Origin of the sequence: Pontixanthobacter aquaemixtae (genome assembly GCF_009827395.1) — a bacterium.
In the GTDB taxonomy this organism is placed as follows: Bacteria; Pseudomonadota; Alphaproteobacteria; order Sphingomonadales; family Sphingomonadaceae; genus Pontixanthobacter; species Pontixanthobacter aquaemixtae.
In genome coordinates this window covers 1,504,434-1,520,765 of the sequence record NZ_WTYX01000001.1, presented here as the reverse complement: position 1 = coordinate 1,520,765, position 16,332 = coordinate 1,504,434, and the positions used below count along the sequence as shown (strand labels likewise).

General features: G+C 58.6%; 13 protein-coding genes. 3 read left to right on the top strand and 10 right to left on the bottom strand.

Going from position 1 to position 16,332, the window contains the following annotated elements; genetic code table 11:
* The first annotated feature begins 39 nt into the window (after positions 1-39).
* The 3 genes from GRI41_RS07250 (at position 40) to GRI41_RS07240 (ending at position 2,994) form a co-directional block, all read left to right on the top strand.
* Entirely contained in the window at positions 40-1,416 is a 1,377-nt protein-coding gene (locus GRI41_RS07250; RefSeq protein WP_160604048.1) for a serine hydrolase domain-containing protein, read from the top strand.
* A gap of 144 nt (positions 1,417-1,560) precedes the next feature.
* Entirely contained in the window at positions 1,561-2,100 is a 540-nt protein-coding gene (locus GRI41_RS07245; protein WP_160604047.1) for a hypothetical protein, read from the top strand.
* A 198-nt stretch (positions 2,101-2,298) separates the two neighbouring features.
* Positions 2,299-2,994, top strand: coding sequence for a hypothetical protein (locus GRI41_RS07240; RefSeq protein ID WP_235901083.1), 696 nt, complete (start codon positions 2,299-2,301; stop codon positions 2,992-2,994).
* Between the two features lie 3 nt (positions 2,995-2,997).
* On the opposite strand, the gene GRI41_RS07235 is transcribed toward GRI41_RS07240, so the two are convergent.
* The 10 genes from GRI41_RS07235 to GRI41_RS07190 form a co-directional block, all read right to left on the bottom strand.
* Complete coding sequence (locus GRI41_RS07235) at positions 2,998-3,666, bottom strand: trimeric intracellular cation channel family protein (protein ID WP_160604045.1); 669 nt, start codon at positions 3,664-3,666, stop codon at positions 2,998-3,000.
* A complete protein-coding gene (locus GRI41_RS07230) occupies positions 3,656-4,363 on the bottom strand; it encodes a PepSY domain-containing protein (RefSeq protein ID WP_160604044.1) in 708 nt (235 codons plus the stop codon). The genes GRI41_RS07235 and GRI41_RS07230 overlap by 11 nt, the downstream gene beginning before the upstream one ends.
* 21 nt (positions 4,364-4,384) lie before the next feature.
* Positions 4,385-5,719, bottom strand: a complete 1,335-nt coding sequence (locus GRI41_RS07225) for an amidase family protein (protein WP_160604043.1) — start codon at positions 5,717-5,719, stop codon at positions 4,385-4,387.
* 152 nt (positions 5,720-5,871) lie between these two features.
* Positions 5,872-7,287: a dihydrolipoyl dehydrogenase gene (lpdA, locus tag GRI41_RS07220; protein WP_160604042.1), complete on the bottom strand. Its 1,416-nt coding sequence runs from the start codon at positions 7,285-7,287 to the stop codon at positions 5,872-5,874.
* Positions 7,288-7,383: 96 nt separating this feature from the next.
* Positions 7,384-8,586 (bottom strand): 2-oxoglutarate dehydrogenase complex dihydrolipoyllysine-residue succinyltransferase, encoded by a 1,203-nt coding sequence (odhB, locus tag GRI41_RS07215; protein ID WP_160604041.1) that lies wholly within the window; start codon positions 8,584-8,586, stop codon positions 7,384-7,386.
* A 9-nt stretch (positions 8,587-8,595) separates the two neighbouring features.
* Positions 8,596-11,451: a 2-oxoglutarate dehydrogenase E1 component gene (locus tag GRI41_RS07210; RefSeq protein WP_160604040.1), complete on the bottom strand. Its 2,856-nt coding sequence runs from the start codon at positions 11,449-11,451 to the stop codon at positions 8,596-8,598.
* A gap of 83 nt (positions 11,452-11,534) precedes the next feature.
* On the bottom strand, positions 11,535-12,425 hold the full coding sequence (gene sucD / locus GRI41_RS07205) for a succinate--CoA ligase subunit alpha (RefSeq protein WP_160604039.1): 891 nt from the start codon (positions 12,423-12,425) through the stop codon (positions 11,535-11,537).
* Between the two features lie 45 nt (positions 12,426-12,470).
* The gene (locus GRI41_RS07200; RefSeq protein WP_160604038.1) at positions 12,471-13,058 is read right to left on the bottom strand and encodes a hypothetical protein; all 588 of its coding nucleotides are present in this window, start codon (positions 13,056-13,058) and stop codon (positions 12,471-12,473) included.
* Positions 13,055-14,017: a malate dehydrogenase gene (mdh, locus tag GRI41_RS07195; protein ID WP_160604037.1), complete on the bottom strand. Its 963-nt coding sequence runs from the start codon at positions 14,015-14,017 to the stop codon at positions 13,055-13,057. Before mdh ends, GRI41_RS07200 begins: the two co-directional genes overlap by 4 nt.
* A 288-nt stretch (positions 14,018-14,305) precedes the next feature.
* The gene (locus GRI41_RS07190) at positions 14,306-16,168 is read right to left on the bottom strand and encodes a putative bifunctional diguanylate cyclase/phosphodiesterase (RefSeq protein ID WP_235901082.1); all 1,863 of its coding nucleotides are present in this window, start codon (positions 16,166-16,168) and stop codon (positions 14,306-14,308) included.
* Between the last annotated feature and the right edge of the window lie 164 nt (positions 16,169-16,332).

Genomic DNA, 16,332 nt, shown 5'->3' with positions numbered 1-16,332 from the left:
GGTTTTGACTGTAGGCTCAAGGGCAGGCACATCCGGCGAATGATCAGAAAACTCGCAATCGCCGCCGCGCTGCTGGCCAGCCTTTCGGGCTCACCCGCTGCATTTGCACAAAGCCAGCAGGATGATCTCGACGCCCGCTACGACCGGGCGCTTGCGGCGGGGTATAAGGCGCTGTTTCTGTGCAGCGCTATCGCCAATGCCGAGCGTGGCGGTGTCACCCGGTCTGCCGAAAGCGTGCATCAATGGGAGTTGACAGGAATACAGTCCCCGCTCGATCAAATCGTGCAGGACTTGCCCTATGATATAATGCGGGCGGATAACGGAACGGGTGTGCTCAGCTTCGTGCGCGTCACCTGGGCGCAAGACATGCCGCCGCGCATCGCATATCACAAAACCCAAAACGGTTGCTCGCTCGGGCCGATTGGTATGGAGGAGCCGCCAAAGCGTGATGTTCTGCCAAGATCCTATCCCGATGCGATCGTAAACGATCATTCGCGGATCATTCCCAAGAATCTGACCGGCGTTTTCGAAGGCGCGTTCTCGCAGAAATACGGAAACGGAGCGCGCACCACCGCGGTGATCGTGAGCGGGAAAGAAGGTGACGGCGTCTGGCGCTATGCCAATGGTTTTGGTCCGGCAACGCCGCAGCGGACGTGGTCGGTGGCCAAAAGCATCGCGGCGACTTTGGTCGGCACCGCCGTGCACGATGGTGCCGCCAGTGGGCAAAGCTCGGCAGGAGTGGGCACAGATGAGGATGACCCACGCCGCGCGATCACAATCGATCATATGCTGCGCATGGCATCGGGGCGATATTCGGATACGCCCGGCAACCGGACCGATCCGATCTATTGGGGCGGAGCCATTGTAGGCGAACGGGCAGCGGCTTGGCCCATCGTCCACCAGCCCGGCACTGTCTTCCGTTACGCAAACAACGATACGCTGATGGCTGTAAAGGCGGTGGAGGCCTATCTGGCCACGCACCCGCCGTCAGACTTTTTCGAGAAGATCGGGATGCACAACACGGTCGCGGAAACCGACCATGAAGGGAACTACATATTGTCCAGCCAGGTTTGGTCGACCGCGCCCGATCTGATGCGACTGGGGCAGCTCTACCTGAACGACGGAGTGTGGAACGGCGAGCGGATCCTGCCGGAAAACTGGCGCGAATATGTTTCCACCGCGTCGGGCCCGCAACCGGAAGGACGGCCTATAGGCTATGGTGCGGGGTTCTGGCTGTTCAATGCGTCAGATGGCATCCCGCCAGACACCTTCGCGGCGATGGGAAATCGCGGGCAGTATGTCGTGATTGTACCGAGCCGTGACATCGTAATCGTACGGCGGGGAGAGGATCCCGCGGGGCACGGTTTCGACATAGTTTCGTTCACGCGCGATGTGCTTGCAGCGATGGGAAAATAGCGGACCTGCATCCGTATATTCATAAAAGTGAGTAGTTTTCTGAATGGATGCTGTAAGCCCAATTCAGGCTTCACTCAAAGCGAATCACCTACAAGACTTCTGAAGCCAAGGCAGACCTGCCGCGGCAGCATGAAGGAATGTATCATGAAGACCATTACCAAAGCACTTGCCGGGACCGTCGCCGCAGGCGCAATGGCAATGACTTCCGCCGCACCGGCTTTTGCCCGCGATCGCCACGATGATGGCATCAGTGCAGGCGATGTTATTGCCGGCGCCGTGATTTTGGGCGGTATTGCTGCCATCTTGTCCTCGGGCAATAATGATCGTGACCGCTATCGCGACCGGAACTATCGATACAATGACCGGTACAATTATCGCTACAACAACCAATACCGGACAGGCGAACGCGCGGTGGAGCGCTGTATCCAGGCTGCAGAGCGTGACGCCCAGCGTGCCGGATACCGGTATGCCGATGTCACCCAGATCCGCGATGTTGACCGCAAACGAAATGGCTGGCGGGTAAAAGGACGTATCGCTGTCGAAGGTCAGCGTGGTTACCGCGGCTACAATGATCGGTATGATCGCCGCGGTTACCGCCAGCACGATACTGGCAAGTTCACCTGCGAGATCCAACGAGGCCGCATTGTTGATATGGACTTCAGCGGCGTCAGGGGGCTTCGTTGATCTCCGGATCGATCGGTAGATCGTGAGGACTTTCCCTCAATTCCTCCCACGAGGCGGTTCAGGCTTACGCAAGTCTGGGCCGCCTATCCTTTTCCGCAATACGGCGGTACTATCCCGCCGACCAACCATTTGGGGGCGCCCGTTATGACCCGTTTCAAAACCTTTTCATCTGCCACTTGTCTGCTTGCCGCGTTGTCTATGGCGACGACACCGTCGATGGCTGCTGAACTGCCAGCAGCATCGCCCTTTGGCTCGTCAACGGACACCACCGGATGGGGTACTGCCGCGTGGAATTCGGACAGCGTGAGCGCGGAACATCGCCGCTATCGCCGCCGCCATCGCCATGGGGTTGATGCAGGCGATATTATCGCCGGCGTGCTGATTATCGGCGGCATCGCTGCGATTGCCGATGCCGCTTCTAAGCCGCGGCGCGAGCGCCAGGAAGATGTCCGCTACCGCGAGCGCCGGACCACTGTGCGAAGCGGCGGTGACGACGGGATCGATAATGCGGTCAATATGTGTCTCGACACGATCGAGCGCGATGTCCGTGTTGAAAGCGTTGATAGCGTAAACCGCTCGCGTGACGGCTGGAATGTTGCCGGGACATTGTACAATGGCGAAGGCTTCAATTGCCAGATCGGTAGCAACGGCCGGATCAGCAATATCGACTATGGCGGGCAGGTTGCCCAGCTCGACTATCAGCAGGTGCAAGACCGCCAGTATAGCGACGCGCAATATGCCGCTGCCTGGGACCGCGAAGAAACGCGTCCCTATGGATCAGATCCATCACAAACAGCCCAGTATGAAGACACGGTTCCGTCCGATCAGCAACCTGCCTATCCAGGCGGTCCATTGCCGGGTGAAGACGGCTATGACGAAGCAATGGGCGGCTGACCTCTAAGCGGCGCCGCCCTCGGTGTCGTTTTCGTCAATCTCGTCGTTCCCCTCGCGGTAGGACGGGAGCGACAGGTTCCATGTAATCGCGGCGCTTCTAAGCATGAAACCGGCCACGGTTGCCACGGTCCACGTGATCGCATCGGGCAAGGCCAAAGTCTTGCCGATGACGCACAGGACAGCCGACAGCGCGGCAGCGGTCACATAGAGTTCCGGCCGCATAATGATCGACGGCCTACCGGCCACGACGTCGCGAATGATGCCGCCGACACAGCCGGTGATGATCCCCATCAGGATCGCCGGGAATGGCGGAATGCCGTATGACATTGCCTTGGACGCACCAAGCACGGCATAGGCTGTTAGGCCCAGCCCGTCAGCAAAGTCGAGCAAACGTCCTTCCCACCATGATGTTGGCGTCAGCCATGCGATCAGCGCGGTTGCGAGACAAATTGCCGCCACCCATGCATCACCAACCCAGAACACCGGTGCGCCGATCAGAAGGTCGCGAATGGTCCCGCCGCCGACCCCGGTCACCAGTGCGAAAAAGGCCATGGTAACAAATGTCTGGCGCTCCTTTGCGGCGAGCAACGCACCTGACAGCGCGAACACTGCAACGCCAAGCAGGTCGAGAATGTCGACCACCGGAGTCAGGATCGCCGAATCAACTGGCATCGGTTTTCACCCTGGCTTTGCGCCGGCGGAACATCAGGATTGTTCCCAAAATCACGCCGATGACGGCGAGGGCAGTGAAAATCACCAAAATCGGATGATGCGTGTCCTCGCGCGTTTCCAGATCCATGATATGCAGGCCCCAGACAAAGTCGAACACGCGCCAGAAACGCGTGCGCACCGCGGCGATTTCTCCGGTGTCATGGCTGACATAAATGTTGGTTCCATCTTCAAGCGTCACTTGCCAGACATCCATCGGGCGGCGGAAGTCGAAGGGAACTTGGTCTTTGGGATAGAAGGTGGAGCTGACAACCCTGTCTCCGCCGACAATCCGCTCGGCAACAATTGCGCGCGCGGCAACTTCGCCGGTTTTGGGCAATTGCGCGCCATCAGCGCCAAACCGTTCAACCGACCCGTCCATATAGGTGATCGTGGTGATCGTGGCATTTGCTTGCATGGCGGTGGTGACCGACTTCACAGGTTTGCCGTCGGCTTCGGGTAGGGTGACCGTGATATTGGTATCGGCCGGGAGCGCGGTCTCTTCCACTGCTTCGCGCAAATGATTGCCGCGCACTTCCTCTATCGGGCGCGAAACCATGATCAGCCCCGAAATCGTCCACATCAGCAGCGGCACGGCAACCAGCCAACCGAGCCAGATATGCCATATGGCGAAGCGCGCCATCCAGCGTGTTTTGGCCATTATGCGCAACTCCGACGAATTCTAGCCGTGCAAGATCGCACCCGCCGCGCGCGCAATAGCAATACAATGCAGGTCCGACCAGCGCGGACCGATGACTTGCATAGAAGTCGGCAGCCCGCCGCTTTCGCCAATGGGCAGGACCGTACTGGGCAAGTTGGGGAAAGTCGAAATCCCGGCCCAGGCAAAAACTTCGGCGAAATCGCGGACTTCGTCATTGATGGTGATTTTGCGATTTCGCACGGGCACGTCGCTATGTTCGATCGCGGTGACCGGGGCAGGGGGCGCGATCACAAAATCATAGGTTTCAAAGAGCTTTGCCCAGGCCAGTTCAGATTGCGCCTGAATGTCGAGCAAGTCGAACCAGTCGGTTGCGGTCGCCCGCTCTCCATCAGGCCCCGGTGCGCCGCGCGCCATCGCAATACCAAGCATCCGCATATAGTCGCGGTGCTGCTGTTCCAGGTCGGGGAGAAGATCGGATTGGCGATCAATCGCCACCCCCGCTTTTTCCAGGGCGCGTGCCGCCGCCTCCAGCGGCCCGGATACAGCGGTGTCGACCGGGCTGACCGTTTGATCGGCCACCAGCAGGATACGGCAATTTTTGAGAGGCTTTCCGGCTTCTTTGAGCGGTACATTGGCGGTGATCCGCAGCAGCGCCTCCAGATCATTGGCATCGCGCGCTATCGGCCCTGCGATTGACAGCACGCCGTCATGCCCGTCATTGCCTGCCATGGCCGGATGATCGTGCCCGTGCTTGCTGATCAGGCCCCAACTGCTCTTATGCCCCCACACTCCGCAGAAATGCGCAGGAACGCGGACCGAGCCGCCAATATCGGTGCCGACCTCGCAAGGGACGATGCCCGCAGCGACAGCCGCTGCCGCGCCGCCCGATGATCCGCCGGGGCTGTGGCCCGGATTGTGCGGATTGCGCGCGCGCCCATAGACTTCATTGGCGCTTTGCCAATCGGCAAGGTCGGGCGGGACATTGCTTTTACCGATCAATATCGCACCTGCCGCCTTGAGCTGGCTGACCACTTTGGCATCGCGCTTGGCGATATTGTCTTTGAAGCGGGCATGCCCCCATGTGGTCGGGAGCCCCGCGATATCGAAGCTCTCTTTGATCGTCATCGGAACGCCGAACAGCGGCTGATCTGGGGACGCGATCGTCCCGTCCAACGCCTTCGCAGATTCCCGTGCGCGCTCAAAATCACGGACAGGCACTGCGTTGATCGGGCCGTCCAGCGTTTCAACCCGCGCAATCGCGGCGTCGACTGCTTCCAGCGGGGACAGTTTACCTGCCTTGATCTGTGCCGCCAGTTCGAGCGCAGTGGGTTCGTCGGTAAGTTTCGGATACGCCATCATCTCTCCTGCTCAGGCCCGATGCGGTACCGTAGCCGAGAACGGGCGCGATGCCATAGCCAATCAGCACGCTCCGGCGAGAGAAGCGATGCTCCCGATGCAAGCAAAACCGGGAGATGCCCCCGTGCTTTGCTTGCATTGGTCTGATAGGCCTAAATGTGGATCGGTTTTCCGGTGACCGCCATCGCCGCTTCCTTGATCGCTTCCGAATGCGTCGGGTGCGCGTGGCAGGTATAGGCGATGTCTTCGCTGGTGGCGCCGAATTCCATGGCCTGCGCGGCTTGCGCGATCATCGTTCCGGCGACGCTGGCGATGGCCCACACGCCCAGAACGCGGTCGGTTTCGGCATCGGCGATGATCTTCACAAACCCGTCGGGCTCGTGATTGGTTTTCGCGCGGCTGTTGGCCATCATCGGGAATTTGCCGACTTTGATCTTGGCCTTGTCGCCCAGCTTTTCGATTGCCTCTTCCTGCGTCAGGCCGACACCGGCAAATTCGGGCAGGGTGTAGACCACGCCCGGGATCACATCGTGGTTCACGATGCCGGTTTGGCCCGCAATGTTCTCTGCGCAGGCAATGCCTTCATCCTCGGCCTTGTGCGCAAGCATTGGGCCGGGAACGACATCGCCTATGGCCCACACGCCATCAACTGAAGTGCGGAAATCGTGGTCGGTCTCAATCTGGCCGCGCTTGTTGGTTTCGAGGTCGATATTCTCGAGACCAAGCCCTTCGGTGTTAGGGCGGCGGCCAATCGACACCAGCACGCAATCGGCTTCCAAGGTTTCTGCATCGCCGCCAGCAGCGGGCTCGAGCGTCAGCGTCGCTTTCTTGCCCTTGACCGTCACACCGGTGACTTTGGTCTTGAGCTTCAGCTCCATGCCCTGTTTCTTGAAAATCTTACCCGCTTCCTTGCGAACGTCGCCGTCCATGCCGGGCAGAAGTTGGTCGAGAAACTCGACCACAGTCACATCCGCGCCAAGGCGATTCCAGACCGAGCCAAGCTCAAGCCCGATCACACCGCCGCCGATCACGACCATTTTCTTCGGCACTTTGGCCAGTTCGAGCGCGCCAGTGGAATCGACCACCACCTGCTTGTCGTTATCGACCTCGACGCCGGGTAGCGGCGTGACCAAAGAGCCGGTGGCGATGATGATGTTGTTCGCCGTGACCGTTTCGCCGCCAATCTCGACGCTATGCGCATCCTTGAAAGTGGCGAGGCCTTTCTTCCAGTCGATCTTGTTCTTCTTGAACAGAAATTCGATGCCTTTGGTCAGGCCGTCAACCGCATCGGTCCGCTGTCCGTGCATCGCCTCCAGATTGAGCTTCGGCTTCACATCGATGCCCATGCCCGCCATCGCGCCATTGGCTGCCGCGTCAAAATATTCGGACGCATGCAGCATGGCCTTGGACGGGATACACCCGACATTGAGGCAAGTTCCGCCCAACGTTTCGCGCGATTCTGCGCATGCGGTTTTCAGCCCCAATTGCGCCGCACGAATAGCCGCGACATAGCCGCCTGGGCCTGCGCCGATAACTAGGACGTCGTAATCGTATGAATGGTCTGCCATAAGTTTTCTCTCGTCATCCCAGCGAAGGCTGGGATCTCCTTCAGCAAAGTCGTACCTGGCGGCACGAGACCCCAGCTTTCGCTGGGGTGACGGCAATTAAAGATCAATCAGCATCCGCGTCGGATCTTCGATTGCCTCTTTGATAATCTTCAGCGCGGTTACTGCTTCGCGGCCATCAATCAGGCGGTGGTCATAGCTGAGCGCGATATACATCATCGGGCGCACCACAACTTCGCCATCGACCACAACCGGGCGGTCTTCGATCCGGTGCAGACCGAGCACGGCGCTTTGCGGCGGGTTGATGATCGGGGTGGACATCAGCGATCCGAACACGCCGCCATTGGAAATGGTGAAGGTGCCGCCCGACATGTCTTCCATGGTCAGCGTACCATCGCGCGCGCGCTTGCCGAAATCGGCAATGTCTTGTTCGATCTGGGCAAAGCCCTTCTTGTCGACATCGCGGACAACCGGAACGACCAGGCCGTTGGGTGCGCTGACCGCCACGGAAATGTCGACGTAGTCGTGATAAACGATTTCATCGCCGTCGATCTGTGCATTGACGCTGGGCACGTCTTTGAGCGCGAGATGCGCTGCCTTGGCGAAGAAGCCCATAAAGCCGAGCTTGATATCGTGCTTCTTGGCGAACAGGTCTTTATACTTGGTCCGCGCTTCGATCACCGCGGTCATATCAACATCGTTGAAAGTGGTGAGCAGCGCAGCATTTTCCTGCGCGCCTTTCAGACGTTTGGCGATTGTCTGGCGCAAACGGGTCATTTTCACCCGTTCTGTGTTGCGCGCACCGGTTGCGGCCGGTGCCGGTGCTTCGCTTGACGTCGCCGGGGCAGGGTCATCGCCTTTTGCCTTTGCGGCAGCGATCACATCTTCCTTGGTCAGGCGGCCGTCCTTGCCGGTGCCTTTGATCGTGGTTGGGTCAACGCCATGCTCCAATACCGCGCGGCGCACAGCCGGCGAGAGTGTTTGCGACGCATCGCTGGCTTCGCTTGCAGCCGGTGTGGATGCAGGGGCAGGGGCCGGCGTTTCCGATTTTGCAGCGGGCGCGCCGCCTTCTTCCACTGTCGCGATGACCGCGCCAACTTCCACCGTATCGCCAACTTCGGCTTTCAACTCGCCGATAATGCCCGCAACAGGCGAGGGGACTTCGATCGCAACCTTGTCGGTTTCGAGGCTTGCGATCGGTTCATCAACAGCAACCGCATCGCCGGGCTGTTTCAGCCATTCGCCGATGGTGCCTTCGGTAACCGATTCACCGAGAGTGGGGACATTGATTTCAGTAGCCATAATTGTTCCTCAGCCCTTCTTCTTGGGGCGTGACGTTGTGACTTTGGCGGACTTGCCAACATTGGCGAGATCCAGTGCGACGCTGATCAGGCTTTCCTGCTGCGCGACGTGACGTTTGGCGAGACCCGTCGCGGGCGAAGCGGCTGGCTCGCGCCCGGCATAGATCGGGCGCAGATTTTTGCCCGCATCCGCGGCGGCCTTCTCGATCAGCCGATCGACGAAGGTCCACGCGCCGTTATTCTGCGGCTCTTCTTGACACCAAACAATTTCCTCGAGGTTTTTCATGCGCTTGAGGCGGGTTGTTAGCGGTGCGCCGGGGAAGGGGTAGAGCTGTTCGATACGCACGATGGAGATATCTTCGATCCCCATTTCGTCGCGCTTCTCGATCAGATCATAGGCGACTTTGCCCGAACACAGGACAAGCCGTTTGATCTTGTCATCGGCAATATCCTTCGTGTCGGATTTGATCCGCATGAAGTGATGTTCGCCCATAAACTCGTCTGCGCTGCTTTTCGCCATCGGGTGGCGCAGCAGGCTTTTCGGAGTCATGATAACCATCGGCTTGCGGAAATCGCGGTGCATCTGGCGGCGCAATACGTGGAAGTAATTGGCCGGCGTGGTGATGTTGCACACCTGGATATTGTCATTCGCACATAGCTGCAGGAAGCGCTCCAGCCGCGCCGAGCTGTGCTCCGGCCCTTGGCCCTCGTACCCATGCGGCAGCAGCATCACGAGCCCGTTTGCGCGCAGCCATTTGGCTTCGCCGCTGGCGATGAACTGGTCGATCATGATTTGCGCGCCATTGGCAAAATCGCCGAATTGCGCTTCCCACATCACCAGTGTTTTGGGATCAGCCATAGCGAAGCCATATTCGAACCCGAGCACGCCATATTCGGACAGCGGGCTGTCATAGACTTCGAATTTGCCATGCGGCAGCTGGCAAAGCGGGATATATTTCTCTTCGGTCTTCTGGTCGACCCAGACAGCGTGGCGCTGGCTGAAAGTACCGCGGCCCGAATCCTGTCCGGACAAGCGAACGCCGTAGCCTTCTGTTACAAGGCTGCCGAACGCCAGCGCTTCTGCTGTCGCCCAGTCGAAACCTTCGCCCTTGTCGAACATTTCGGCTTTCGCTTTGAGCACGCGGCCCAGAGTTTTGTGGATCTCGTGATCGTCAGGAACGGTGGTGAGCGTACGCCCAAGGCTGTCAAACAGCTTCTTCTCGAGCGCGGTTTCGACATTGCGCCGCGCGCCTTCCGCATCGGCCGGCTTGCTCAGGCCCGCCCAGCGGCCGCCAAACCAGTCCGCCTGATTGGCTTTATAGCTTTTTGCCGCGTCAAATTCTTCCTGCAAAAGCGCTTCGAATTCTTCGCGCAATTGCGGGGCGGTTCCACTTTCGATCACGCCTTCTTCGAGCAGCTTGTCCGAATAGAGATAGCTGACTTTGGGATGTTGACGGATTTCGTCATACATCAACGGCTGGGTGAATTTGGGCTCGTCGCCCTCATTGTGTCCGAAGCGGCGATAGCACCACATATCGATCACAATATCGCGCTTGAACTTCTGGCGGTATTCAATCGCCAGCTTGCAGGCAAAAGTCACCGCTTCAGGATCATCGCCATTCACATGCAGGATGGGCGCCTGAACACCCTTCGCAACATCGCTGGGATAGGGCGAGCTGCGCGCGAAACGCGGGCTGGTGGTGAAGCCGATCTGGTTGTTGATGATAAAGTGCAGGCAGCCGCCGGTGTTGTAACCATTGATGCCAGAGAAGCTGAGGCTTTCCCACACAACGCCTTGGCCTGCGAAGGCCGCATCGCCGTGGATCAGAACGGGCAGAACTTCTGCGTGGGCGGCAAGGTCATCGCGGATGGCCTGCTGCGCGCGCGTTTTGCCAAGCACGACCGGATCGACAGCTTCCAAATGTGACGGGTTGGGAACCAGCGACATGTGTACGCTGATCCCGTCAAATTCGCGGTCGGTGCTGGTGCCGAGGTGGTATTTCACATCGCCCGATCCGCCGACATCTTCGGGGCTGGCGCTGCCGCCGGAAAATTCGTGGAAGATCACTTTGTATGGCTTGGCCATCACATTGGCGAGCACATTCAAACGCCCGCGATGCGCCATGCCATAGATAATCTCGCGCACGCCCAGCTGGCCGCCATATTTGATCACCGCTTCGAGCGCGGGGATCATCGATTCGCCACCGTCGAGGCCGAACCGTTTGGTCCCGACATATTTCTTGCCGAGGAAGTTTTCATATTCCTCGCCGCGAATCACCGAGGCAAGGATCGCTTTCTTGCCCTCATCGGTGAACTGGATGGTGTCTTCGGGGCTTTCGAACTGGTCTTGCAGGAACCGGCGCTCGTCAGTGTCGGTAATATGCATATATTCGAGGCCGACATTGCCGCAATATGTGCGCCGAAGGACATCGTATAATTCGCGGACTTTGACCCATTCATAGCCAAACACGCCGCCGACATAGACGTCTTTCTCTTCCTGTCCGGCAAAGCCGTGCCATTCGAGAGTCAGATCCTCGGGCTCATCAAGATGCGACAGGCCCAGCGGATCAAGATTGGCGGCCAGATGCCCGCGTACGCGGTAGAGCCGCACCATCAGCATCGCGCGGATGGAATCGCCCGCTGCTTCTTCGATGGCTTTCGGATCGGTCGCCTTGCCTGCTTTCGCCGCGGCTTGCTCAACCGCGAGCTTCATTGTCGTCGGATCAAGCGCCTGCGTGAATTCATCCTCGCTCTCGCCGCCAACAAGCGGCCAGCGGGGATTGTCCCAGGATGGACCTTGCTGGGCTTCCGCAGAGGGATCGCCCCAAGTTTCAGGGGGAGAAAAATCGTGGCTTTCGTTACCCATTGGGGTCACCTTTGACGCCGCCAGTGCGGCATTTGAAAAGAGGCGAACCGGGTGCTCCTGGGGAGGAAGGCACCCGGTTCAAATCAGGCCAATTCCTTCAGCATCGCGTCCAGCGTTGTGCCGAGCTCGCTGGGGCTGGGGGAGACACGGATGCCCGCATCTTCCATCGCCGCGATCTTGTCATCCGCGCCGCCTTTGCCGCCCGAGACAATCGCGCCCGCGTGCCCCATGCGGCGGCCCGGAGGCGCTGTGCGGCCAGCGATAAAGCCGACGGTCGGCTTGCTGCGGCCCTTGGCTGCTTCGGCCTTGAGGAACGCCGCGGCTTCTTCTTCCGCGCTGCCGCCAATTTCGCCGATCATGATCATCGACTTGGTTTCCTCATCGTCGAGGAACATGTCGAGCACGTCGATAAAGTTGGTTCCGTTCACCGGATCGCCGCCGATGCCGACTGCAGTGGTCTGGCCGAGGCCAACCATGGTTGTCTGGTGGACCGCTTCGTATGTGAGCGTGCCCGAGCGGCTGACAACGCCCACTGAGCCTTTCTGGAAGATCGAGCCGGGCATAATGCCGATTTTGCACTCGCCCGGTGTCAGAACACCGGGGCAGTTGGGGCCGATCAGGCGTGATTTGGAACCTTCGAGCGCTGCCTTCACGCGGACCATATCGAGCACCGGAATGCCCTCGGTAATCGCGATGATCAGCTCGACCTCGGCATCAATCGCTTCGCAGATCGCGTCGCCCGCAAATGGTGGCGGAACGTAGATGCAGGATGCGGTGGCGCCGGTTTCAGCGACTGCTTCACGAACGGTGTTGAAGTTGGGAAGGCCGATATGCGTGGTTCCGCCTTTGCCGGGCGTAACACCCGCGACCATCTGCGTCCCGTAATCGAGCGCCTGCTGCGTGTGGAATGTGCCGGTGTCGCCGGTCATTCCCTGGGTGATGACTTTGGTGTTTTTGTTAATGAGGATGGACATACAATTTCCTTAAATTGGCACTGCCTGAGATGAGTAGGTCTTGCGCTACTTGTCTTGAGGCGATGACGCTGGAATTCTGGTGGTTTGTGAGGGACTCTTCTCGATCTCATTCAATTTGATATCGACGGAAAAGTGGAGATTCTCGCCGATAAGTGAGGGAGTGAAGGATAGGGCCAAATCAGCACCATTTTTGAATGAGCGTCGTCCTCCAAAGCCTGACCTTTCGGTTTCGAAGTATGCGTCCAACTCTTCCGAGATCGCCTCTGCTTTCGCCGTTTCGGGGTCGAAATAAGCTGAAATCGAGCAAGAATTCCGGTAAAAAAATTCGCCCGAAGACTTTGGCGACAAGGTCAGGTGAATATCATCTTTGAAGAACATGTTACGTTCGGTGAGAGGCGATATAAGCTTACGTCCATCTTCCAAAACCACATAGACGCGTTGCCAGCCCTTCGCTTCCAAAACCGGATGATACTGTTCTGGATCAGACAGACCCATAGAACATTCTTTAACAGAATCCACAAATGCGGATGTGCTGGCTGCCGCTGTTCGATACTCGTCGTCCGATGCCCATGCTGGTGCAGCACAGGGCGACATCAGTAACAGGCCTAAAAGTGTGGACGCGGCTTTCATCACGCTAGCGAGCTATCCAGCCCCTTGCACGCCTCGAGCAGTTCCTCGACCGCGTCGGTCGAGACCTTGAGGTTGGCCTTTTCTTCGTCGGACAGTTCAATCTCGATCACATCTTCGCAGCCGCCTGCGCCGATCACGGTGGGGACGCCCACGTAAAGCCCGTCGAGGCCGTATTTGCCTTCGACATAAGACGCTGATGGCAGGATGCGTTTCTGGTCGCCCAGATAGGCCTCGGCCATCGCAATCGCGCTGGTGGCTGGCGCGTAATAGGCTGAGCCGTTGCCCAGCAGTTTCACGATTTCGCCGCCGCCGGCACGGGTGCGGGCCACGATTTCGTCCAGACGGCTTTCGGGGACGCCTTTGATCTTCGCGTAATCATCCACCGGAATACCGTTGATCGTGGTGTAGCTTTTGACCGGAACCATCGTGTCACCATGGCCGCCCAGAACGAAGGCGTTGACGTCCTTGACCGAGCAATCGAATTCCCACGCGAGGAAGGTCGCGAAGCGCGCGCTGTCGAGCACGCCCGCCATGCCCACGACTTTGTTATGCGGCAGGCCGGAGAATTCGCGCAGCGCCCACACCATTGCGTCGAGCGGGTTGGTGATGCAGATCACGAACGCGTCGGGGCAGTTGTTCTTGATGCCTTCGCCGACCGCTTTCATCACCGACAAGTTGATGCCGAGCAGATCATCGCGGCTCATGCCGGGCTTGCGCGGAACACCAGCGGTGACGATCACCACGTCGGCGCCTGCAATGTCGGCATAATCGTTCGTGCCGGTAATTTTGGCGTCGAAACCTTCAATCGGGCCGCATTGGCTGAGATCGAGTGCTTTGCCCTGTGGCATGCCCTCTGCAATGTCGAACAGGACGATGTCGCCCATTTCTTTCTTCGCGGCGAGGTGGGCGAGCGTGCCACCGATCATGCCAGAGCCGATGAGTGCGATCTTCTTGCGGGCCATAATTACAGGGAAGTCCTTCCAAACACGCGGGACCGTAAAGCCTGCTATCTGGCGCACCCCACGTCCCGCGAGGAAGCCGCGCCTAGCGTTTGCAGGTGGAATTACGCGCGGGGGATAGCGATTGCAACCGTAAAGCCCAGCTTTTACAAACTATCTTTGCTAATAGTTCGCAATTGCATTTGCGGCGCTGAAAAGGTCTGGATTCGGGCCGGAATTCGGGGTTGATGCAGGATTTGTTCAGGCTGTGCGGGTTCGCCAAAAATCCGATGGCGGCGGATCGCCGCGGGCCTAGCCCAGCGCACGCTTTGGTTCTTCGGCGCCGGCTTCCTGAGCAAGCAACATTGCTGCCAGATAATCGGGCACCGCGCGGCTGAAATAATATCCCTGGCCGAGCGTACAGCCTGCCTCGCGAACCGTGCGGACCTGTTCGATAGTCTCAAGCCCTTCGGCAACAATATCCATTTCGAGCTTGGAACCGAGTTCGGCAACCGCGCGGATAATCGCGTCGGTTTTCTTGCCGACATTCGGGCCGGATACGAAGCTGCGATCGACCTTGATCTTTTTGAACGGGTATTTCTGGATATAGCCCAGCGAAGAATAGCCGGTGCCGAAATCGTCCAACGCAAAGCGGACGCCGATCTGCGACAGGTCCTCGATAAAGGCCTCGGTCGCGTAATTGTCGTCGAGCAGCAGGCTTTCCGTCACTTCCAGCTCGAGCCGTTCGGGAGCGAGGCCGGCCTCACGTAGCGCATTCTTGATACCCAATGCCGCGCCTGGTGCCTTGATCTGCAAGGGAGAGAGATTGACCGCGACGGTTACGTCTTCGGGCCATTGCACCGCTGCTTTTGCAGCCTGCGCGGTAATCCAGTTGCCCAGCGTCACGATAACACCGGTTTCCTCCGCAACGGGGATAAATTCGTCGGGCCGCAATTCGCCCTTTTCAGGGTGGAACCAGCGGACCAATGCTTCGAATGTGCGGATGCGGCCGGTTGCCAGATCGACAATCGGCTGGAAGAAAATCGACAATTCGTTCTTCTGGATCGCAGAGCGAAGTTCCGCTTCAATTTCGCGGCGGCGAGCGAGATCGCGGCTCATTGTCGGGTTGTAGAAGCAGGTTTGCTTCCGGCCGTTCACCTTGGCGTGATAGAGCGCAAGGTCGGCATTCTGCATCAATGCATCAGAATCGAGCCCGTCATCGGGCAGCAATGCGACGCCGATTGACGCACCAATTTCCAGACGTTCTCCGTCAATGCGGAAGGGGCGCATGATTTCGGCATGGATTTCGCTGGCCAAGCGTTCGCTTTCCTTGCGGTCGCTGACTTCGCAGAAAACGATAAATTCGTCTCCGCCAAAGCGCGAAACGGTGGCGCCTTTTGGTGAAATTTCATCGAGGCGTTTGGCCACTTCGCTGAGTACGCGGTCGCCCACGGGGTGGCCCAGCAAGTCGTTGACTTCCTTGAACCGGTCAAGATCCATCCAGAACAAGGCCAGCATCTGGTCATCTTCAACATGCATCAGCTTTTCGACGATATCGAAATTGAGACCCGCACGGTTGGCAAGGCCGGTGACCACGTCGGTTCGCGCCAGATTGCGCATCTTGTCGGCCATTTCGGCGTTGCGCTCTGCTGAGGTGATTGAATCGCGCAGCACGCCGAAAATATTGCGCGAAATGAGCGACTGCGCCGGGACCAGAAGCAAGATCGTGATTCCTAGGGCAACCAATTCGATCTTCATCGTCAGGAAGCATGCGATCGCGATGGGGATGCAGGAAAACGCCAATTGCCCGATCGCAATTGTCGGGCGTCCGGCGTTACGCGCGGATACACCAATGCCATATCCCAGCGCATTGGCGACCATCAGCACTTGTATCTGCGAGGCAGCGCCATTGAGGATTGTGTATGCTGCGGTCGTGCCGAGAGCGAGCGCAAAGCTGAATGCGCCAATTTCGTAAACGACCTCGAGCATGGCGGTCGAAGTGCTTTCCGCCTCCGGTGAAAGCCGCAGCGCAGCGATAACCCGAATTGTCGCGATCATTGCGAGAATTGAGGCAGCGAACCACAGTGCAGACAGCTCTGAAACCCAGGCAGAGACAATCGCTGCGGCAACGGTTGCGACCGCTCCGGTAATCAGGCTCAGTGGACTGGCATACAAAGAGCTGACCAAAGTTCTGCGAACCTGTTGGTCAACCGCGTTATCCACATAGCGGCCTGGCAGAAGATTTCTCGGGTTTAGAATGAATATTTTCCTGCTGCTGCCCACCCTGTGCCTAGAGAATATTGGTCACAGAGTGGTTAACGCGAGATAATCTCCGCGAA